Origin of the sequence: Streptomyces sp. NPDC053542 (assembly GCF_044544685.1) — a bacterium.
Lineage (GTDB): Bacteria > Actinomycetota > Actinomycetes > Streptomycetales > Streptomycetaceae > Streptomyces.
In genome coordinates, this window is the sequence record NZ_JBITXL010000010.1 from 42,757 (window position 1) to 61,934 (window position 19,178).

The 19,178-nt window shown below is 71.9% G+C and carries 17 protein-coding genes and 1 tRNA gene; 5 read left to right on the forward strand and 13 right to left on the reverse strand.

Translation table 11 applies throughout. From position 1 onward, the window contains the following. Positions 1-331: 331 nt before the first annotated feature. The 7 genes from ACIGXO_RS26360 to ACIGXO_RS26390 all read right to left on the reverse strand — a co-directional run bounded on the left by ACIGXO_RS26360 (position 332) and on the right by ACIGXO_RS26390 (position 7,381). A complete protein-coding gene (locus tag ACIGXO_RS26360) occupies positions 332-1,150 on the reverse strand; it encodes an ABC transporter ATP-binding protein (protein WP_399791648.1) in 819 nt (272 codons plus the stop codon). Continuing rightward, on the reverse strand, positions 1,137-2,066 hold the full coding sequence (locus ACIGXO_RS26365; RefSeq protein ID WP_399791650.1) for an ABC transporter permease: 930 nt from the start codon (positions 2,064-2,066) through the stop codon (positions 1,137-1,139). The genes ACIGXO_RS26360 and ACIGXO_RS26365 overlap by 14 nt, the downstream gene beginning before the upstream one ends. A gap of 97 nt (positions 2,067-2,163) precedes the next feature. Then, a complete protein-coding gene (locus ACIGXO_RS26370; RefSeq protein ID WP_399792153.1) occupies positions 2,164-3,009 on the reverse strand; it encodes a glycosyltransferase family 2 protein in 846 nt (281 codons plus the stop codon). A 44-nt stretch (positions 3,010-3,053) separates the two neighbouring features. Beyond that, the gene (locus ACIGXO_RS26375) at positions 3,054-3,833 is read right to left on the reverse strand and encodes a CDP-alcohol phosphatidyltransferase family protein (protein WP_399791652.1); all 780 of its coding nucleotides are present in this window, start codon (positions 3,831-3,833) and stop codon (positions 3,054-3,056) included. Further along, positions 3,811-4,875 (reverse strand): iron-containing alcohol dehydrogenase family protein, encoded by a 1,065-nt coding sequence (locus tag ACIGXO_RS26380; RefSeq protein ID WP_399791654.1) that lies wholly within the window; start codon positions 4,873-4,875, stop codon positions 3,811-3,813. Before ACIGXO_RS26380 ends, ACIGXO_RS26375 begins: the two co-directional genes overlap by 23 nt. Next, positions 4,863-5,600: a sugar phosphate nucleotidyltransferase gene (locus tag ACIGXO_RS26385; protein ID WP_030253244.1), complete on the reverse strand. Its 738-nt coding sequence runs from the start codon at positions 5,598-5,600 to the stop codon at positions 4,863-4,865. The genes ACIGXO_RS26380 and ACIGXO_RS26385 overlap by 13 nt, the downstream gene beginning before the upstream one ends. After that, entirely contained in the window at positions 5,597-7,381 is a 1,785-nt protein-coding gene (locus ACIGXO_RS26390) for a DUF5941 domain-containing protein (protein WP_399792155.1), read from the reverse strand. Before ACIGXO_RS26390 ends, ACIGXO_RS26385 begins: the two co-directional genes overlap by 4 nt. Before the next feature lie 255 nt (positions 7,382-7,636). On the opposite strand from ACIGXO_RS26390, the gene galE reads away from it, so the two are divergent. Both galE and idi read left to right on the forward strand, forming a co-directional pair. Beyond that, positions 7,637-8,638, forward strand: a complete 1,002-nt coding sequence (gene galE / locus ACIGXO_RS26395) for a UDP-glucose 4-epimerase GalE (RefSeq protein WP_399791657.1) — start codon at positions 7,637-7,639, stop codon at positions 8,636-8,638. 130 nt (positions 8,639-8,768) lie between these two features. Continuing rightward, on the forward strand, positions 8,769-9,380 hold the full coding sequence (gene idi, locus ACIGXO_RS26400; RefSeq protein WP_399791659.1) for an isopentenyl-diphosphate Delta-isomerase: 612 nt from the start codon (positions 8,769-8,771) through the stop codon (positions 9,378-9,380). Here idi and ACIGXO_RS26405 read toward each other — a convergent pair. The 3 genes from ACIGXO_RS26405 to ACIGXO_RS26415 all read right to left on the reverse strand — a co-directional run bounded on the left by ACIGXO_RS26405 (position 9,355) and on the right by ACIGXO_RS26415 (position 11,982). Beyond that, complete coding sequence (locus ACIGXO_RS26405) at positions 9,355-9,852, reverse strand: ATP-binding protein (RefSeq protein WP_399792157.1); 498 nt, start codon at positions 9,850-9,852, stop codon at positions 9,355-9,357. The genes idi and ACIGXO_RS26405 overlap by 26 nt on opposite strands. Positions 9,853-10,117: 265 nt before the next feature. After that, a tRNA-Met gene (locus ACIGXO_RS26410) sits at positions 10,118-10,191 on the reverse strand. A gap of 138 nt (positions 10,192-10,329) precedes the next feature. Beyond that, complete coding sequence (locus ACIGXO_RS26415) at positions 10,330-11,982, reverse strand: ABC-F family ATP-binding cassette domain-containing protein (RefSeq protein ID WP_399791661.1); 1,653 nt, start codon at positions 11,980-11,982, stop codon at positions 10,330-10,332. A gap of 202 nt (positions 11,983-12,184) precedes the next feature. Between ACIGXO_RS26415 and ACIGXO_RS26420 the strand changes: the two genes are divergently transcribed. After that, positions 12,185-12,934, forward strand: a complete 750-nt coding sequence (locus ACIGXO_RS26420; RefSeq protein ID WP_399791663.1) for an enoyl-CoA hydratase/isomerase family protein — start codon at positions 12,185-12,187, stop codon at positions 12,932-12,934. A gap of 34 nt (positions 12,935-12,968) precedes the next feature. On the opposite strand, the gene ACIGXO_RS26425 is transcribed toward ACIGXO_RS26420, so the two are convergent. The 3 genes from ACIGXO_RS26425 to ACIGXO_RS26435 form a co-directional block, all read right to left on the reverse strand. Continuing rightward, positions 12,969-13,760, reverse strand: a complete 792-nt coding sequence (locus ACIGXO_RS26425; RefSeq protein WP_399791665.1) for a maleylpyruvate isomerase family mycothiol-dependent enzyme — start codon at positions 13,758-13,760, stop codon at positions 12,969-12,971. A gap of 64 nt (positions 13,761-13,824) precedes the next feature. Then, positions 13,825-14,469, reverse strand: coding sequence for a DJ-1/PfpI family protein (locus ACIGXO_RS26430; RefSeq protein WP_399791667.1), 645 nt, complete (start codon positions 14,467-14,469; stop codon positions 13,825-13,827). A gap of 14 nt (positions 14,470-14,483) precedes the next feature. Beyond that, on the reverse strand, positions 14,484-15,467 hold the full coding sequence (locus ACIGXO_RS26435) for a GlxA family transcriptional regulator (RefSeq protein WP_399791669.1): 984 nt from the start codon (positions 15,465-15,467) through the stop codon (positions 14,484-14,486). 174 nt (positions 15,468-15,641) lie between these two features. Here ACIGXO_RS26435 and ACIGXO_RS26440 point away from each other — a divergent pair, with 174 nt between their 5' ends. Together ACIGXO_RS26440 and ACIGXO_RS26445 are read left to right on the forward strand one after the other, a co-directional pair. Continuing rightward, a complete protein-coding gene (locus ACIGXO_RS26440; protein ID WP_399791671.1) occupies positions 15,642-16,532 on the forward strand; it encodes a hypothetical protein in 891 nt (296 codons plus the stop codon). 180 nt (positions 16,533-16,712) lie between these two features. Beyond that, positions 16,713-19,133 (forward strand): Tex family protein, encoded by a 2,421-nt coding sequence (locus ACIGXO_RS26445; protein WP_399792159.1) that lies wholly within the window; start codon positions 16,713-16,715, stop codon positions 19,131-19,133. Positions 19,134-19,178 lie beyond the last annotated feature (45 nt).

The window sequence follows — 19,178 nt, forward strand, 5'->3', positions numbered from 1 at the left end:
TCCCGTAGCCATTGCCGTCACGTCTCCCGTTCTACACCGCCACGCTAAAACTTCATATTTCGGACACGCCGCACGCACGGCCCGTCCGATCAGGGCGCCCATCTGCGCCGTCGGACTATTTTGCCCGACTTGTACCACATGTGCCGTTCCGCACCCGTACAGCTTACGCCGTACATCTCACACCCGTCCGAGCGGATCCGAACCGCGCAGCAACGATCCGGACAACTCCACCGGGCGGGCAACTGTTCCGTCCGCGGCCAGAGTTGACCATTTCTTCAACATCGAAGGCCCCCGCGCCCGGACGCACGGGGGCCTTCTCTGTGGATACGGGCTACTTGCCCGTTTCCTTCTCGTACGCCTTGATCACTTCATCCGTGGGGCCGTCCATGAGGAGCTCGCCCTTCTCCAGCCACAGCACCCGGTCGCAGGTGTCCCGGATGGACTTGTTGTTGTGGCTGACCAGGAAGACCGTGCCGGCCTCCTTGCGCAGCTCCCGGATGCGCGCCTCCGACCGCTTCTGGAACTTGCGGTCGCCGGTGGCCAGCGCCTCGTCGATCATCAGGACGTCGTGGTCCTTGGCCGCCGCGATGGAGAACCGCAGGCGGGCCGCCATGCCGGAGGAGTAGGTGCGCATCGGCAGGCTGATGAAGTCGCCCTTCTCGTTGATGCCGGAGAAGTCGACGATGCTCTGGTAGCGCTCGCGGACCTGCTCGCGGGTCATGCCCATGGCCAGCCCGCCCAGGATGACGTTGCGCTCGCCGGTCAGGTCGTTCATCAGGGCGGCGTTGACGCCCAGCAGGGAGGGCTGGCCGTGGGTGTAGACATGGCCGCGCTCGGCCGGCAGCAGCCCCGCCACCGCCTTGAGCAGCGTGGACTTGCCCGACCCGTTCGTGCCGATCAGGCCGATCGACTCACCCCGGTAGGCGGTGAAGGACACGCCCTTGACCGCGTGCACCTCCCGCACGCCCGTGGAGGGCTTGCGGCGGATGATGCGGTTCAGCGCCGCGGTGGCACTGCCCCGGCCCGCGCCCGAGCCGTAGACCCGGTACACGATGTGCAGGTCATCGGCGATGACGGTCGGGACGCGCTCCTCCGCGGTCGCGGGGGCGGCGTCCTGCGCTTCGGTGCTCTGCTGCTCAGCCACGGCCATACCGCTCCTCCGCCTTCCAGAAGTACACAAAGCCCACCGCGCCCATCACGACCGCCCAGCCCAGGGCCAGCGCCCACACGTGGGTCGGCAGCTGCTCATACGTGAAGGAGTCGATCAGCGCGAACCGCACCAGGTCGATGTAGACCGCGGCCGGGTTCACGTCCAGCAGGAAGTGCACGAAGCCCGGGACGGGCTTGCTCTTCATGATCTGGTCGATGCTGTACATCACGCCGGACGCGTACATCCACGTCCGCAGGATGAACGGCATCAGCTGCGCCAGGTCGGGGGTCTTGCTGCCCAGCCGCGCCATGATCATCGCGAGGCCGGTGTTGAAGACGAACTGCAGGCACAGCGCGGGGATCGCCAGCAGCCACGACCAGCCCGGCACCTGCCCGAAGGCCAGCAGGATCACCACGAGCACGCCCATGGAGAACATCAGCTGCTTGAGCTGCATCAGGCAGAACGAGATCGGCAGGCAGGCGCGCGGGAAGTGCAGCGCCCGCACCAGGCCGAGGTTGCCCGAGATCGCCCGCGTCCCCGCCAGCACCGAGCTCTGCGTGAACGTGAAGATGAAGACGCCGGTCACCAGGAACGGCACGAAGTCCGGCACGCCCCGGCTGGTGCCGAGGAGCAGGCCGAAGATCAAGTAGTAGACCAGCGCGTTCAGCAGCGGCGTGGCCACCTGCCACAGCTGGCCCAGCTTGGCCTGGCTGTACTGGGCGGTCAGCTTGGCGCTGGAGAACGCCGAGATGAAGTGACGCCGCTGCCACAGCTGACGGACGTACTCCGGCAGGCTCGGCCGGGCGCCGCTCTGCGTCAGCCCGTACTTCTGGGCCAGCTGCGCCGGCTCGAGCCCGCCCTCGGGGCCCCGCGGCGCATTCATGGCGACAGCACTGTCGTGCCTGGTCTCGCTCACAGTTGACACTTTCGTCCTCAAGGTGCGCTTCCCAGGGGTGCCACAGGCTCTGGGTACCCCCGGGTCGCGCCGGATGCTGCTCTCCGACCCGAGCTTGTCAGATGACCGGCGGCCGGCCCAGTCGGGTCAGGCGCCACACGGTACGCCACTTCATGGGGCGCCTGGGGCCGCACGACGTGGTCCAGCCCTCCTTGAAGCCGCCCAGCCAGGCCCGCAGCCCCGGCAGGGACGGGCGCCTGGCCAGCGTCAGCAGCAGCCATACCCCGAGGTAGACCGGGACCAGCGGCGCGGGCAGGTTCCGCCGCGCCAGCCACACCCGATTGCGCGCCACCATCCGGTGGTAGACGGCGTGCCGGGTGGGCGCCATGGTCGGGTGCAGCAGGACCATGTCGGCGCGGTAGTCGATCATCCAGCCGGCGTCCAGGGCCCGCCAGGCGAGGTCGGTCTCCTCGTGCGCGTAGAAGAAGTCGTCGGGCAGCCCGCCGACCTCCTCGAAGACCTTCGTGCGGACCGCGTTCGCGCCGCCGAGGAAGGTCGTGACGCGCGACGAGCGCAGCGGGTCGGCCGCGCGCAGCCGCGGTACGTGGCGGCGCTGGGTCTCCCCGGTGTCCGGGTCCGCGATGCGGAAGCTGATGATGCCAAGCGCAGGGTCGCGGGCGAACGCCTCGCGGCACAGCTCGGCGGTGTCCATGTTGGCGAGCAGGCCGTCGTCGTCCAGGAAGAGCAGGACGTCCTTGTCGGCGCCCGCGGGGCCGAACGCCTCGATGCCGACGTTCCGGCCCGCCGGGATGCCGACGTTCTCCGGCAGCTCCACGGTCCGTACGCCGTCGGGCAGCTCCGGCAGCGGCGAGCCGTTGCCGACGACCACCACCTCGACCGCGTCGCCGTGCTGCTTGGCGACGGAGTCGAGGAGCGCGCGCAGCTCGTCGGGGCGGTTGCCCATGGTGAGGACGACCGCGCCGAGCTTCAGGTTCTGTGGAGTCTGGGTCACTTGAGCCTGCTTGAAGCCAGGATGGACACGAGGTGGAGCAGCGTCTGGAGGAGCGCGATACCGGCCAGTACGGCGACGCCGAGCCGCGAGAAGAACAGGTCGTCCCTGACCGCGTCCAGGATCGCCAGGACCAGGATCAGCAGGGACGCCTCGATCCCGAGGATCAGCCGGTGGAACTTGAGCGCCCCGGCGGCCTTGCGGGCCAGCGCCATGCCGGACGAGCGCGGCTCGGACGCCGACTCCTGGACCGGCGGCTTCCCGGTCTGGTGCCGGGCGACGCCGACGAGGTCGGTCTCCGCCTTGATCAGGATCGCGCCGAGCGCCGCGAGGGTGCCGAGGAACGCCCACAGCCAGTCGATCCGCCCGGAGCCGAACAGGTCGGCGGCGCGCAGACCGAAGCCGACGAGGACCGCGGCGTCGGTCAGGTACGCGCCGACACGGTCCATCCAGACGCCGGCCAGCGAGTACTGCTTGCGCCAGCGGGCGATCTCGCCGTCGACGCAGTCGAGCAGCAGGTACAGCTGGACCGCGACGACGCCGAGCACGGCCCCCCACACGCCCGGCACCAGCAGTGCCGGGGCGGCGAGGACGCCGCAGACGGTCATCAGGTAGGTCAGCTGGTTGGGGGTGACCCGGGTGTTCACCAGGTGCCGGTCGACACGCAGCGAGATCTCGCGCATGTAGAGCCGGCCGCCCCAGTGCTCACCGCTCCGCCGGTCCTTCACCCCCTCCGGGTGAACGACCGGCCGGAGTTCAGCTACCGATGGTTTTGGCATAGTCGGCGTATGCGTCCCTGATCTGATCGGTGGACAGGTTCAGATGTTCCAGGATCGTGTAACGGCCCGGCCGGGTCTGCGGGGCGTACTCCACGACCTGGACGAACTCGTCCACGGTGAAGCCGATCTCCTCCGGCAGGACCGGAAGGCCGTGCCGGCGCAGCACCTGCGCCATGTACGCCGACTCCTCGTGCGCCCCGCGCAGATGCATCGCGAAGGCCGCGCCCAGGCCGCACTGCTCGCCGTGGCTGGCGGCGCGCTTGGGGAAGAGCAGGTCGAAGGCGTGGTTGATCTCGTGGCAGGCGCCGGACGCCGGACGCGAGTCACCGGAGACGGACATCGCGATGCCGGTGAGGACCAGGCCCTCGGCCAGCACCTGCAGGAAGCCGTCGTCGCCGACGCCGCCGGGATGGCGCAGGACGGCCTCGCCCGCCTGGCGCGCCATCGCGGCCGCGAGGCCGTCGATGTCCTCGCCGCGCTCGCGCGCCGCGAGCTCCCAGTCGCGGATCGCGGAGATGTTGGACAGGGCGTCGCCGATGCCGGAGCGCACGAAGCGGACCGGGGCCTCGCGGATGATGTCGAGGTCGATGACGACCGCGATCGGGTTCGGCACGCCGTACGAGCCGCGGCCCGCGTCGTTGTCGAGGGTGGCGACCGGCGAGCACAGGCCGTCGTGCGACAGGTTCGTCGCGACGGCGACCAGCGGCAGGCCGACGCGCGCCGCGGCGAACTTGGCGCAGTCGATGATCTTGCCACCGCCGAGGCCCACGACCGCGTCGTAACGCCCCTTCTTCTTCATGGCGTCGGCGAGCTTGATGGCGTCGTCGAGCGTGCCACCATCCACCTCGAACCACTCGGCGCTGGGCAGCGCCGGCGCGAGCCGCTCACGCAGCACCGCGCCGGAACCGCCGCTGATGGCGATGGCGAGCTTGCCTGACGACGAGATCCTCTGGTCGGCGAGGACCCCGGCCAGGTCGTTGAGCGCCCCCGGCCGGATGTCGACGACGACTGGCGAGGGGATGAGCCTCGTCAGTACTGGCATGCGATTTCACGGCCCTTCGCGAGGTCGTCGTGGTTGTCGATCTCGACCCACTTGACGTCGCCGATCGGGGCCACGTCGATCCGGAAGCCGCGGTTCACGAGCTCCTGGTAGCCGTGCTCGTAGAACTGCTGCGGGTCCGCCTCGAAGACCGTCTTGAGGGCGTCGGCCAGCTCGTCGGCAGCCTCGCCCTCGATGAGGGTGACGCCGATGTACTCGCCGGTCGCCTCGGCCGGGTCCATCAGCTTGGTGATCTTCGTCATGCCCTTCTCGGGGTCGACGACGACCTTCATCTCCTCGTCGGCCAGGTCCTTGACCGTGTCCAGCGCGAGGATGATCTTCTTGCCGTCGCCGCGCGCGGCGAGCAGGGTCTTCTCGACGGAGACCGGGTGCACGGTGTCGCCGTTGGCGAGGATCACGTCGTGCTTGATCGCGTCACGGCCGCACCACAGGGAGTAGGCGTTGTTCCACTCCTCGGCCTTGTCGTTGTCGATCAGGGTGAGCTTGAGGCCGTACTTCGCCTCCAGCGCCTCCTTGCGCTCGTACACGGCCTCCTTCTTGTAGCCGACGATGATCCCGACCTCGGTCAGGCCGATCTCCGCGAAGTTGCCGAGGGTGAGGTCGAGGATGGTGGTGTCACCATCGACCGGCACCAGGGCCTTCGGCAGAGTGTCGGTGTAGGGACGCAGACGCCGTCCGGCGCCGGCCGCCAGCACGAGGCCGATCATGCGGGTTCTCCTTCGTCGTGTACGGCGGGTGCATGGGAGGACACCCAGAAGCGGATGCTCTCGATGAGCACCAGCAGCGCCAGGGCCCCCGCGAGGACCGTGAGCGCGATTGTGAAACCTGAGGTGGACAGTGCGGCCGCGGCGGCCGAGACCACGAGGGCACGGCCCTCGTGTCCGCCGGTCGCCCGCACCAGAGAGCGCGGAGGCGCGCCGCTGCCGCCGCGGATGCGGTACACCGTGTCGTAGTGATGGTAGGCGACCGCGGCCACCAGCCCGAATGCCGCCGGCAACGCTCCGTTCACCTCGGAACGGGCCGCAATCACCAGAATCGCGACGTATTCACCAGTGCGGAAAAGAGGCGGCACGAGCCAGTCCAGCGCGCCCTTGAGGGGGCGGGCGACAGCCAGCCCGGAGAGCAGGGCGTACACCAGCGCGGCGACGCAGACCCAGGGGCTGCCCCAGCCGGTGAACGCGGCGGTGGCGATCATCACAGCGGCGCCGGCGGCGGCGATCACGGGGGCCGCGAAGCCGGGGAGCCTGCGCGCCGCGCCCTTGAAGGCGGCGGCGAAGCCCTCGGCGAGCGGGCCGGAGTCCGCGAGGTCGGCGAGCGCCTGCGCGGCCCGGTCGGTCCGGCGCGCGCGCCGGGTCAGCGAGCGCAGCACCCGGCCGGCGGTCGTGTAGCAGGCGGCCAGCGCACAGCCGATGAGCAGGACCCAGAAGACGATGCGGGGCGTGGCGCAGGCGGTGAGGACCGCGATCAGGGCCCAGCGCTCGCCGATGGGCAGCACGATCATCCGGCGGGCCCAGACCGTCCAGCCGACGCTGTCGAGCTTGTCGGAGAGGGCCGCGGTCGGGCTGGTGTTCGCGGTCGCGTCGTGGTTCGCCTCGTTGAAGGAGAAGTCGACGACGTGCCGGACCGTCTGCAGCACCATCGCGCCGAGCGCGAGGGCCCATACGTCATCGCCGCCGCGCGCCGCGCCGAGCGCCAGGCCCGCGTAGTACGCGTACTCCTTGGCGCGGTCGAACGTCGCGTCCAGCCAGGCGCCCATCGTCGAGTACTGCAGGGAGTAGCGGGCGAGCTGCCCGTCGGTGCAGTCCAGGACGAAGGAGAAGAGGAGGAGCAGGCCGGCGGCGATGAAGCCGAGGCGGTCGCCGGTGGCCGCGCAGCCCGCCGCGATCAGCGCGGTGAGCAGGGACCCGGTGGTGACCTGATTCGGGGTCAGGCCGCGCCGCGCGCACCAGCGGGCGATGTAGCGGGAGTAGGGGCTGATGCAGTACGTCGTGAAGAACCCGTCGCGGGACTTCACGGCGGTCCGCAGCCGCACGGCCTCGTCGTCCACGGCGCTCACCGCGGCCCGCGCCTCATGACGCTGCTGTGCGCCGGAGGGTACGGAAGCGACCAGCGAGCCGAGCTCGGGGCGGTGCACCGATACGCCCTGGGCGTCCAGGCTCTCCGCGACGGCGTCCGGGAGCCCGTCGGCGGAGCCCGCCGTGGCGAGCGCCCGGGTGAGCGCGGCGCGCGCCTCGGGCTGCGCCGTGAGCGCGCCGGTGACCGCGGCGGCGGGGAAACGCGGGTCGGTCAGCGCCAGCCGGAGGCTGTGCAGGTGACCGACGAACCGCGAGTCGACCAGTGCGACCCGCCGGCCTGCCGGCACCTCGGCCAGCAGCCGGGCCGCCTCGGCGGCGTCGGCCGCGCTGCGGACATCGAAGCCCAGTTCGCGCAGGTCGCCTTCGAGCGGCGACCCGGCGACCGGCGCACCGGTGAGGATTGCGGTCGACAGACGAATTCACTCCCTGAATGCTGGCAAGGCCGCCGGCCGGTCCGCATTCGGTACGAACTACCCGGGCAGCAGTCGTGGCACACCTCGGGCCCCACAGGGGTCGGTGGCACGTCGGCAGAGGTTATCGGATCGCCGGATGCGGCCGTTCACCACGCATTCACCGGGCGGTGACCGTCCGGCGGTGGCGTCTGCCGCGATCATCATGGTCGATCTTGCCGTCGATGAACAACTGCGGCCCTGGTTAGGGTGCCGGTTATGACATGGCTGATCACAGGTGGGACGGGTTATATCGGCGCGCATGTGGCGAGGGCCATGGCGGCGGCGGGTGAGCGGGTCGTCGTACTGGACGACGTCTCCAGCGGATTCCCCGAGCGGCTGCCCGCGGGGGTGCCCCTAGTCCGTGCTTCGGTACAGGACCGTGACGTGGTGGACGCCACGCTCGCGGAGCACGGCGTGACCGGCGTCATCCACCTCGCCGCGAAGAAGCAGGTGGGCGAGTCGGTGGAGCAGCCGCTGACGTACTACCGGGAGAACGTGCACGGGCTGACCGTGCTGCTGGAGGCGGTGGCGGCGGCCGGCGTGCGGCGCTTCGTCCTCTCCTCCTCGGCGGCGGTGTACGGCATGCCGGACGTGGACCTGGTCACCGAGGACACCCCGTGCCTGCCGATGAACCCCTATGGCGAGACCAAGCTCGCGGGCGAGTGGCTGGTGCGGGCCGCGGGCCGGGCGCACGGCATCGAGACCGCGTGCCTGCGGTACTTCAACGTCGCGGGCGCGGCGGCGCCGGAGCTGGCGGACGTCGGGGTCTTCAACATCATCCCGATGATGTTCGAGAAGGTCACGGCCGGTGAGCCGCCGCTGATCTTCGGCGACGACTACGACACCCCGGACGGCACCTGCGTCCGCGACTACATCCACGTCGAGGACCTGGCCGACGCGCACGTCGCCGCCGCCCGGCGGCTCACGGGCCAGGACGGCCCCAGGGACCTCACGCTCAACGTGGGCACCGGCCAGGGCGTCTCCGTGCGGGAGATGGCGGACCTCGTCCTCGGGATCAGCGGCCGCTCGGACCTGGCGCCCGTCGTCAAGGGGCGGCGGGCCGGCGACCCCGCGCGGGTGGTCGCCTCCTGCGAGCTGGCCACGAAGGAGCTGGGCTGGCGCGCGCGGCACGGCATCGACGCGATGGTCGCCTCGGCCTGGGAGGGCTGGTGCCTGCGGCACCCGGAGGCCCGGGAAGAGGGCGCCCGGTCCGTCTGAGACGGCGCGCGGCCACTGCTGTGCGCCGCGGGTTCTGCCACGCGGCACATAAGGCGTCGCCGTACGCCTGATACGGGCGCTACTAGGGCAGACTTGACCATCGAGGACCGAGGAAACGCGAAGGATGGGCATGCCGATCACACCTGCCAACGGACAGACCACCGGGACCGCCGCGATGACGGCGACGGACGCGGCCGACGAGCCGATCATGCTGGAGTTGGTGGACGAGGACGGTAGAACGATCGGCACGGCGGAGAAGCTCGCCGCCCATCAGGCGCCCGGGCAGCTGCACCGGGCCTTCTCCGTGTTCCTCTTCGACGAGCAGGGCCGGCTGCTGCTGCAGCGCCGGGCGCTGGGGAAGTACCACTCCCCCGGTGTGTGGTCCAACACGGCCTGCGGCCATCCGTATCCGGGCGAGAAGCCGTTCGCGGCCGCCGCGCGGCGCACCGCCGAGGAGCTGGGCATCGCCCCGTCGCTGCTCGGCGAGGCCGGCACCGTGCGCTACAACCACCCGGACCCGGAGTCCGGGCTGGTCGAGCAGGAGTACAACCACCTCTTCGTGGGCCTGGTCCGGGACGCTCCGGAGCCGGACCCCGAGGAGGTCGGGGAGTACGCCTTCGTGACGCCGGACGAGCTGGCCCGGCGGCACTCCGAGGCGCCGTTCTCGGTGTGGTTCATGACGGTGCTGGACGCGGCGCGTCCGGCGATCCGGGAGCTCACAGGGTCGACGGCGGGCTGGTAGGCGTCGGCACACGAGCGAGCGGCAGTTCGGCCCAGACGACCTTGCCGCCGCTCGCCGTGTGCTCCACGCCGCTCTTCCCGCCGGCCTCCGCCGTGATCATTTTGATCAGCCAGAGGCCGCGGCCGCCGAGGTCGTCCTCGTCGGCCTCCAGCGCCTTGGGTCGGTAGGGGTGGTTGTCCTCGACGGCGACCCGCACCCAGTCGGCGCCGACCGCGAGCTCGACGGTGATCTGCGGGGAGAGCAGGGCCGCGTGCTGCACCGCGTTGGTGACCAGCTCGGAAGTGATCAGCAGCAGGCCGTCCACGATGTCGGGCCCCGTCGGTACGCGCTGGTCGCGGAGCAGATCCCGTACCGCGTGCCGCGCCTGTGGCACCGAGGACTCCAGTGCCGGAGCGGTGAACCTCCAGACACCTTCGTACGCGAGCGGGGCCGTCAGCTCCTCGGGGGGTTCGGCTGGGGGTCCGGAAGGCATCCTCACCCTTCGAGTGTTGGGAATCCCACCGTCCGGACTGGCCTGCTGACGAAAAGTCAGCAATTATCGACAGCTTCCGACCGCTTTTCTGCGTGGCGATCACGCCGGGGATCGACTCTGACCCTTTTATTCCCGTTTCAAGAACTGCCGGGAAGGGATACCTTTCTCCCGCTTCGCCCCGAGCGCCATCTTCGCGGAGAGCGCGTGCATACGCCAGAGGCCCCTTCCCGGAGGAAGGGGCCTCTGACACGCACTGTTGCGTCAGTAGCGGGGACAGGATTTGAACCTGCGACCTCTGGGTTATGAGCCCAGCGAGCTACCGAGCTGCTCCACCCCGCGTCGGTGAACACCACCTTACGGGTTCCGTGCCACAGGGCCAAATCCATTACCGGACGCCGTGCGGCGGCTTCCGGTCAGCGCGCCCGGGCGGGCCCGTACGCCCGGGCGCGGGCGGGCCCGTGCGCCGGGCTCGCGTGCTCAGCGCTCGGCGACCCGCCCGTCCGCCACCTCGATCCGCCGCGTGGTGTGCACCGCCTCCAGCAACCGGCGGTCGTGGCTGACCAGCAGCAACGTGCCCTGGTACGACCCGAGCGCGGACTCCAGCTGCTCGATAGCCGGGAGGTCGAGGTGGTTGGTCGGCTCGTCCAGTACGAGGAGGTTCACCCCGCGGCCCTGTAGGAGGGCGAGCGCCGCCCGGGTCCGCTCCCCCGGCGACAGCGTGGCCACCGGGCGCAGCACGTGTCCGGCCTTGAGCCCGAACTTCGCCAGCAGCGTCCGGACGTCCGCCGGCGCCATCTCGGGGACGGAGCGGCGGAAGGCGTCCAGGAGCGGTTCGCCGGCCGCCTCCGGGCGCTGGAAGAGCTGCCCGCGGGCCTGCTCGATCTCCCCGACGACCACGCCGGGACCCAGGTACGCCTGCCCCTCGTCCAGCGGGAGCCGGCCGAGCAGCGCACCGAGCAGCGTCGACTTTCCGGAGCCGTTCGGGCCGGTGATCGCGACCCGGTCCGCCCAGTCGATCTGGAGGTCCACCGGGCCGAAGCGGAAGTCGCCGCGCTTGAGGCGCGCGCCGCGCAGCGTGGCGACGACGGCCCCGGAGCGCGGCGCGGCCGCGATCTCCATCCGCAGCTCCCACTCCTTGCGCGGCTCCTCGACGACGTCCAGCCGCTCGATCATGCGCTGCGTCTGCTTGGCCTTGGCGGCCTGCTTCTCGGTGGCCTCCACCCGGCCCTTGCGGCCGATCTTGTCGTTGTCGGGGGCCTTGCGGCGGGCGTTCTTGACGCCCTTCTCCATCCAGTTGCGCTGGAGGTGGGCGCGCGCCTCCAGGGACGCCTTGGTCTCGGCGTACTCCTCGTACTCCTCGCGCGCGTGCCGCCGCGCCCGCTCGCGCTCCTCCAGATACGCGGTGTACCCGCCGCCGAAGGTGTTCACCTGCTGCTGCGTCAGGTCCAGCTCGACCACCCGGTCCACGGTCCGGGTCAGGAACTCGCGGTCGTGGCTGACCAGGACGGTGCCGGCGCGCAGCCCGGTGACGAACCGCTCCAGCCGCTCCAGGCCGTCGAGGTCCAGGTCGTTGGTCGGCTCGTCGAGCAGGAAGACGTCGTACCGGGAGAGGAGGAGGGAGGCGAGCGAGGCGCGGGCCGCCTGGCCGCCGGAGAGCGAGGTCATCGGCTGGTCCAGGCCGACGGCCAGGCCCAGCTGGGCCGCGGTCTCCTCGGCCCGCTCGTCCAGGTCGGCGGCGCCGAGCGCGAGCCAGCGCTCCAGGGCGACGGCGTACGCGTCGTCCGCGCCCGGCTTCTCCTCGACCAGCGCCTGGGTGGCCTCGTCCAGCGCGAGCTGGGCTTCGGCGACGCCGGTGCGGCGGGCGAGGAAGTCCCGGACGGACTCCCCCGGGCGGCGCTCGGGCTCCTGCGGGAGGTGGCCGACGGTCGCGGTGGCGGGGCTCAGCCGCACCTCGCCCTCCTGCGGGCCGTCCAGCCCCGCGAAGAGCCGCAGCAGCGTGGACTTGCCCGCGCCATTGGCACCGACCAGCCCGATCACCTCACCGGGCGCGACGACGAGGTCGAGCCCGGAGAAGAGGGTTCGGTCGCCGTGCCCGGCGGCGAGATTCTTGGCAACGAGGGTGGCAGACATCAGACCGCCGATCGTAGCGGCGGGGGTGGGGGGCGGTCGCCGGGATTTCGGTTGGAGGAGGGAGGTGGGGCGGTGGGTGCGCGGGTGGCGTGGCCGGTGCGGTGGGCGGGCGGCCGGGTAGGCGGCCCACGTGCCGGGCGTGGTGGTGATCACGCTCCACGGGCCGGGACGTGGCCGGTTCCGCCGCTCTACGATCCCCTTCATGAACCCAGGGCTCAGCACGCGCGTCAGCGACGGCACCGCGATCGTCACGATCAGCAACCCCGCCAAGCGGAACGCCATGACGGCTGACATGTGGCGCGCGGTCCCTGAGCTGGTGGAGCGGCTGGCCGGGGACGGGTCCGTACGCGTGCTCGTGCTGACCGGCGAGGGGAACACCTTCTGCGCGGGCGCGGACATCGGGTCGCTGCGGGAGTCGGGGGACGAGAACCGGGGCCTCGCGCTGGCCGCCGAGGAGGCGCTCGCCGCCTTCCCGAAGCCGTCGCTGGCCGCGATCCGCGGGTACTGCGTGGGCGGCGGCAGCCAGCTGGCGGCCGCCTGCGACCTGCGGTTCGCCGAAGAAGGCGCGCTGTTCGGCATCACGCCGGCGAAGCTGGGCATCGTCTACCCGGCCGCGTCCACCCAGCGGCTGGTGCGGCTGGTCGGCCCGGCGGCCGCCAAGTACCTCCTCTTCTCGGGTGAGTTGATCGGCTGCGAGCGGGCGCTGCGCACCGGGCTCGTGGACGAGGTGCTGCCGGAGGGCGAGCTGGACAAGCGGGTCGCGGACTTCTCGGCCGTACTGGCGAGCCGGTCGCAGCTGACCCAGGCGGCGGCGAAGGAGTTCGCCGCCGGCCCCGCCGACGACGCGCGCATCGCGTACTGGGAGGAGCAGGCGCGCGGCAGCGGCGACACGGCGGAGGGCGTCGCCGCCTTCCTGGAGCGCCGGGCACCGCGCTTCGACTGGACGGTGTGAGCCACCGGCCACCGCTACCGGCCCGGCTCTCCCCTCAGCCGAAGGAGACCCGGTCCAGCCAGAAGTCCAGCAGCTCCGCGTCGCCGAGGATCTCTATGCCGTCCCGATGGGCGGGCCGCCGCCGGTAGACCGTCAGCAGCAGCTCGGTCAGCGGGCCGCGCACCGCGACAGCGGCCTTCTCATGCGCCCGGCGCCACTCGATGACCTCGCCGGTGAGATCGACGACCCACTCCGCCTCCGCTTCGGGCGCGGTGTCCGTGGCGTGGAAGTGCAGGGTGCGGCCGGGGCCCAGCAGTTCCCGCAGCTCCGGGTGGTACTCGAACATCACCGGTAGCGAGCCGAGCTCCAGCCACTCGTCGACCGCGTCCAGCGCCACCTCCTCGTCGAGGACGTACTCCACGCCGAGGGCCAGCGCCGCGTCGGCCCGGTGGATCACCGTCTCGTGCGCGAAGCGGCGGGCGTAGAACGCGGACCGCTCGCCCGGAACGGGGGTCCACAGCTCCCCGTCGGGGCCCGCCTCGCCCAGCGCGTCCGCGAGCTGCCCCGCCCCCTCGGCGAGCCAGCCGTCGAGCTCGGCCGGGTCCTCGCCGGCGTACGGAGAAAGATCGCGGAAGTGGTCGTCGGGCAGCGGCTCGGTCGCCCTGCTCCGCACCAGGTCCGCCGCCCAGCGCTGCGCGCCGCCGAGGTGGCGCAGCAGCTGATTGACGGTCCAGCCGGGGCAGGACGGGACCGGGGCCGACAGGTCGGCACCCTTGATGTGGGAACGCAACAGGTCGGTCTGCGCGACGATCTCGCCGCGGTGCCGGTCGAACGTCATCCGAGTCATGGCAGCACCGTAGACGGCACCACTGACAATCCCCCGGCGACTGCCGGCCGGCGCCGGGGCTGCGTCACGAGGTGCCCTTCAGGATGAAGCGGCTGCGGTCGCGCAGTGCCGCCACGATCGAGGCGGGCGCCTTCTCCGGCGAGCCGCTGTCGTACGGCGGCTGCGGGTCGTACTCGACGGCCAGCTGCACGGTCTGCGCGAGCTCGTCGCCCTGGAGCCGGCCCAGGAGCGTCAGGCCCATGTCGATGCCGGAGGAGACACCGGCCGCCGTGACGTACTTGCCGTCGAACACGACCCGCTCCCCCGTGGGCTCGGCGCCGTACTCCTTGAGCTGGTCCAGCGCCAGCCAGTGGGACGTGGCGCGGCGGCCCGCCAGCAGTCCGGCGGCGGCCAGCAGCAGCGAGCCGGTGCACACGGAGGCGGTCCAGGTGGTGGCGGCGTCGACCGTGCGCAGCCACTCGTGCAGCGGGCCGTCGGCCATCAGGGCGCTCTGGCCGGGGCCGCCGGGAACGACCAGTATGTCGGGCGCGGTGACCTCCTCCAGGGTCGCGTCGGCGACCATCGCAAGGCCGCCGCTGTCGTTGCGTACGGGCCCGGTGCGCTCGGCGACGAAGACCGTCTCCGCGCCGGGCAGCCGTCCGAGCGTGTCGTACGGCCCGACGGCGTCCAGCGCCGTGAAGCGGTCGTAGAGGAGGATCGCGATCTGCATGAGGGGTCCTTTCGTCAGCGGGACGCCGACGGCTGAGGGGCCGTCGGGCTGTGCGGCCGGAACCGGCGCCGGTACTCCGCCGGACCGGTGCCGAGCGCCCGCACGAAGGCGCGGCGCATGGCTTCGGGGGTGCCGTAACCGCAGCGCCGTGAGACGCGTTCGACGGCATCGGTGGTGTCCTCGAGGAGCCGCCGTGCGGCCTCCAGCCGAACTCTGTCGACATAGCGACCTGGCGTCATACCGACTTCATCACGGAAGGCACGGGCGAAGTGGCGAGGTGAGAGCCCGCAGCGGGCGGCGAGCGCGTCCACCGACAGGTCGGCGGCCGGGTGCTCGGTGATCCAGTGCTGCACCTCGCGCAGCGGCGGGCGCTCCGCGGTCTGCGCGGCGAGCTGGGCGCTGAACTGCGTCTGATTGCCGGGTCTGCGCAGGAAGACGACGAGATGGCGGGCGATGGTCAGCGCGACCTCCCGGCCGAGGTCCTCCTCCACGAGGGCCAGCGTCAGGTCGATGCCCGAGGTGACGCCGGCGGACGTCGCCAGGTCGCCGTCCCGGATGAAGATCGGCTCGGCGTCGACGTCGACGCCGGGGAAGCGGTCGGCCAGCGCGTCGCACAGCGCCCAGTGGGTGGTGGCGCGGTGGCCGTCCAGCAGCCCGGCGGCGGCCAGCAGGAACGCGCCCGAGCACACCGAGACCTTGCGGCGGGCCCGTGGCGCCTGCGCGCGCAGCCAGTCGACGAGCCGGGGGTCGGGGTCGCGGGTGCCCTGTCCGCCGGGCACGAGGAGGGTGTCCGGGGGCGCCGCGTCGGCCAGCGCGAGGTCCGGGGTGATCCGCAGGCCGCTGGAGGTGCGCACCGGGGCACCGTCGAGCGTGGCGGTACGGACCCGGTAGGCGCCGGGCACGCAGCGGCCGGCGCCCGTGAAGACCTCCAGCGGGCCGGTGACGTCCAGGCTCTGGACGTCGTCGAAGAGAACGACCAGTACGTCGTGCGGTGGCATGGCCCCATCCTGGGCGCGCGGCGGGATGGCGGCAATGACGGGTTTCCCACCTTTCCTGCCACACCGGGCCCGCCACTCCCGTCATGCCGGCCCCGCCACTCCCCTATGCCGAGTGCGCCCCTTCTTGGCCGCCCCGGTCTACCGGGCATACCGACGGGTCGGTAACGTGCCGCCATGACCACAACGGCTTCCCTGCAGGACCGCTCCGCACTGCCCGACCGCGCCGGACGGCACTGCCACAACGTCATCAACCCGCTGCACTCCACGGTGTACTTCTCGCCCGACTTCCCCCAGGAGCTGGCGAAGCTCGGCATCGAGGACCGCAGCGCCGCCTACTTCGTGGGCCGGGCCGCCGCCATGGGCCCGGTGGGCCCCGGCGTCATCGCCGCGACGTTCTACAACTTCAAGTACGAGCTGATCGCCCGGCACATACCGGACGCCTGGGCGACGGTCACCCCGCAGCAGGTGCTCGACGCGCGGCTGCGCGCGGCCGACAGCACGCTGCGCCGGCTGCTGGGCGACGAACTGGTGGAGTCCGACAAGATGGCCGAGGCGGCCCGGCTGGCGCTGAGCGCCGCCGAGGGCTGCGTCCGGCACGCCCGTCCGCTGTACGCCGCCCACGCCGACCTGCCCGTACCGGACGCGCCGCACCTGGCGTACTGGCACGCCGCGACCCTGCTGCGCGAGCACCGCGGCGACGGCCACCTCATCGCGCTCGCCGACGCGGGCCTGGGCCCCCTGGAGGCGCTGGCCTCGCACACCGCCAGCGGCCGCGGCATGAGCACCAAGTGGATTCTGGCGACCCGCGGCTGGTCGGCCGAGGAGTGGCAGGAGGCGCGCGAGGCGCTGCGCGAGCGCGGCATCCTGGACGCCGACTTCGGCCTGACCGAGGCCGGTACGCGGCTCCGCGCCGACCTGGAGGAGGCCACCGACCGGCTCGACGCGGCCCCGTACGAGCACCTCGGTGCCGAGGGCGTCGCCCGGCTGACGGAGCTGGCCACGGAGTTCACCACCACCGCGGTCGGCAACGGGGCTTTCCCGGCCGACCTGTTCGGCCAGGGCTGAGCCGCCGCCTTCGGGGGCGGGCCGTCCGCCCCCGGAGGCCGTGCCTCTTGTCACACCTGTGCCCTCCTGCCCGGGTCACGCGACAGGCCGTACCGCGACCCTGCACAATGCAGGCTCAAGCACAGCGCGAGAAGGCAGGTCGGGAGCATCGTGACGGCAACCACCGAGTCCACCGGGCCCATCCAGACCCCGGGGGCTCCCGGGGCCCCGGGGTCCATCGAGAGCAGGATCGCCGAGGAGCTCGGCGTCAGGGAGCGGCAGGTGAAGGCCGCGGTCGAACTGCTCGACGGCGGCTCGACCGTCCCGTTCATCGCCCGGTACCGCAAGGAAGCCACGGAGATGCTCGACGACGCGCAGCTGCGCGCGTTGGAGGAGCGGCTGCGGTACCTGCGGGAGCTGGAGGAGCGCCGGACGGCGGTCCTGGAGTCCGTACGGTCCCAGGGGAAGCTGGACGCGGCCCTGGAGGCGCAGATCCGGGGCGCGGAGTCCAAGGCCCGCCTGGAGGACATCTACCTGCCCTTCAAGCCCAAGCGGCGGACGAAGGCTCAGATCGCCCGTGAGGCCGGTCTGGAGCCCCTCGCGGACGGACTCCTGAGCGACCCGTCGGTGGAGCCGCAGGCGGCCGCCGCGGCGTTCGTGGACGCGGACAAGGGCGTGGCCGACCCGGCCGCGGCCCTCGAAGGCGCGCGCGCCATCCTCACCGAGCGGTTCAGCGAGGACGCGGACCTCATCGGCGAGCTGCGCGAGCGGATGTGGACCCGGGGTCAGGTGGCCTCGAAGGTCCGCGAGGGCAAGGAGGAGGCGGGCGCGAAGTTCGCCGACTACTTCGACTTCGCCGAGCCGTTCACGGAGCTGCCCTCGCACCGCGTCCTCGCGATGTTCCGCGGCGAGAAGGAGGAGATCCTCGACCTCTCGCTGGAGCCGGAGACCGAGCCGTCCGAGGGCCGGACATCGTACGAGCAGGCCATCGCGCACAAGTTCGGGATCGCCGACCGCGGCCGCGCGGCCGACGGCTGGCTGCTGGACACCGTGCGCTGGGCCTGGCGCACCCGCGTCCTGGTCCACCTCGGCATCGACCTGCGGCTGCGGCTGCGCCAGGCCGCCGAGGACGAGGCCGTACGGGTCTTCGCGTCGAACCTCCGCGACCTGTTGCTCGCCGCGCCGGCCGGCACCCGCGCCACGATGGGCCTGGACCCCGGCTTCCGTACGGGCGTGAAGGTCGCCGTCGTGGACGCGACCGGCAAGGTGGCCGCGACCGACACGATCTACCCGCACGTGCCGCAGCAGAAGTGGGACGCCGCGCTGGCCACGTTGGCGAAGCTCGCCCGTGAGCACAACGTGGAGCTCATCGCGATCGGCAACGGCACGGCCTCGCGCGAGACGGACAAGCTGGCCGCCGACCTGATCGCCGCGCAGCCGGAGCTGAAGCTGACGAAGGTGATGGTGTCCGAGGCGGGCGCCTCGGTGTACTCCGCCTCCGCCTTCGCCTCCCAGGAGCTGCCGGAACTGGACGTGTCGCTGCGCGGCGCGGTCTCCATCGCGCGCCGCCTTCAGGACCCGCTGGCCGAACTGGTCAAGATCGACCCGAAGTCGATCGGCGTCGGTCAGTACCAGCACGACCTCTCCGAGGTGAAGCTCTCGCGCTCCCTGGACGCGGTGGTCGAGGACTGCGTGAACGGCGTGGGCGTGGACGTCAACACCGCCTCCGCGCCGCTGCTCTCGCGGGTGTCGGGCATCGGCTCGGGGCTGGCGGACAACATCGTGGCGCACCGCGACGCCAACGGTCCGTTCCGTACCCGCAAGGCGCTCAAGGACGTGGCGCGGCTGGGCCCGAAGGCGTACGAGCAGTGCGCGGGCTTCCTGCGCATCCGCGGCGGCGACGACCCGCTGGACGCCTCCAGCGTGCACCCGGAGGCGTACCCGGTGGTGCGGCGGATCGTCACTGCGGCGGGCAGCGACGTGCCCTCGCTGATCGGCAACACCGCTGTGCTGCGCACCCTGAAGCCGGCCGACTTCGTGGACGACTCCTTCGGTCTGCCGACGGTGACGGACATCCTGGGCGAGCTGGAGAAGCCGGGGCGCGACCCGCGGCCCGAGTTCAAGACGGCGACCTTCAAGGAGGGCGTCGAGAAGATCGGCGACCTGCAGGCCGGGATGCTCCTGGAGGGCGTCGTCACGAACGTCGCCGCCTTTGGCGCCTTTGTCGACATCGGCGTCCATCAGGACGGTCTGGTGCACGTCTCGGCGATGTCGAAGACGTTCGTGAAGGACCCGCGTGACGTGGTGAAGCCGGGCGACATCGTGCGCGTGAAGGTGCTCGACGTGGACATCCCGCGCAAGCGGATCTCGCTGACGCTGCGGCTGGACGACGACCACACGGCGGCCGCCGGCCAGGGCCGCCAGGGCGGCACCCGGGGCGGACGGCGGGACGAGCGCGGCGACCGCGGTGAGCGGCGCGGCGGCGGCGCTCCGCGGCAGCGGCAGGGCGGCGGCGGCCAGGGCCGGCGCGGCGGCGGCCGGGACACGGCCCCCGCGAACGGCGCCATGGCCGACGCGCTGCGCCGCGCGGGCCTGCTCGGCAAGGACAAGGGCGGGCGCTGAGCCCGTATACCGAGCGGCGGGCGGCCGGGGTGTACGTACATCCCG

Coding starts and splice junctions, on each gene's coding strand:
- ACIGXO_RS26360 (WP_399791648.1), bottom strand. CDS start 1,150: ATGGCCGTGGCTGAGCAGCAGAGCACCGAAGCGCAGGACGCCGCCCCC.
- ACIGXO_RS26370 (WP_399792153.1), bottom strand. CDS start 3,009: ATGGGCAACCGCCCCGACGAGCTGCGCGCGCTCCTCGACTCCGTCGCC.
- ACIGXO_RS26375 (WP_399791652.1), bottom strand. CDS start 3,833: ATGCCAAAACCATCGGTAGCTGAACTCCGGCCGGTCGTTCACCCGGAG.
- ACIGXO_RS26380 (WP_399791654.1), bottom strand. CDS start 4,875: ATGCCAGTACTGACGAGGCTCATCCCCTCGCCAGTCGTCGTCGACATC.
- ACIGXO_RS26385 (WP_030253244.1), bottom strand. CDS start 5,600: ATGATCGGCCTCGTGCTGGCGGCCGGCGCCGGACGGCGTCTGCGTCCC.
- galE (WP_399791657.1), top strand. CDS start 7,637: ATGACATGGCTGATCACAGGTGGGACGGGTTATATCGGCGCGCATGTG.
- idi (WP_399791659.1), top strand. CDS start 8,769: ATGCCGATCACACCTGCCAACGGACAGACCACCGGGACCGCCGCGATG.
- ACIGXO_RS26405 (WP_399792157.1), bottom strand. CDS start 9,852: ATGCCTTCCGGACCCCCAGCCGAACCCCCCGAGGAGCTGACGGCCCCG.
- ACIGXO_RS26415 (WP_399791661.1), bottom strand. CDS start 11,982: ATGTCTGCCACCCTCGTTGCCAAGAATCTCGCCGCCGGGCACGGCGAC.
- ACIGXO_RS26420 (WP_399791663.1), top strand. CDS start 12,185: ATGAACCCAGGGCTCAGCACGCGCGTCAGCGACGGCACCGCGATCGTC.
- ACIGXO_RS26425 (WP_399791665.1), bottom strand. CDS start 13,760: ATGACTCGGATGACGTTCGACCGGCACCGCGGCGAGATCGTCGCGCAG.
- ACIGXO_RS26430 (WP_399791667.1), bottom strand. CDS start 14,469: ATGCAGATCGCGATCCTCCTCTACGACCGCTTCACGGCGCTGGACGCC.
- ACIGXO_RS26435 (WP_399791669.1), bottom strand. CDS start 15,467: ATGCCACCGCACGACGTACTGGTCGTTCTCTTCGACGACGTCCAGAGC.
- ACIGXO_RS26440 (WP_399791671.1), top strand. CDS start 15,642: ATGACCACAACGGCTTCCCTGCAGGACCGCTCCGCACTGCCCGACCGC.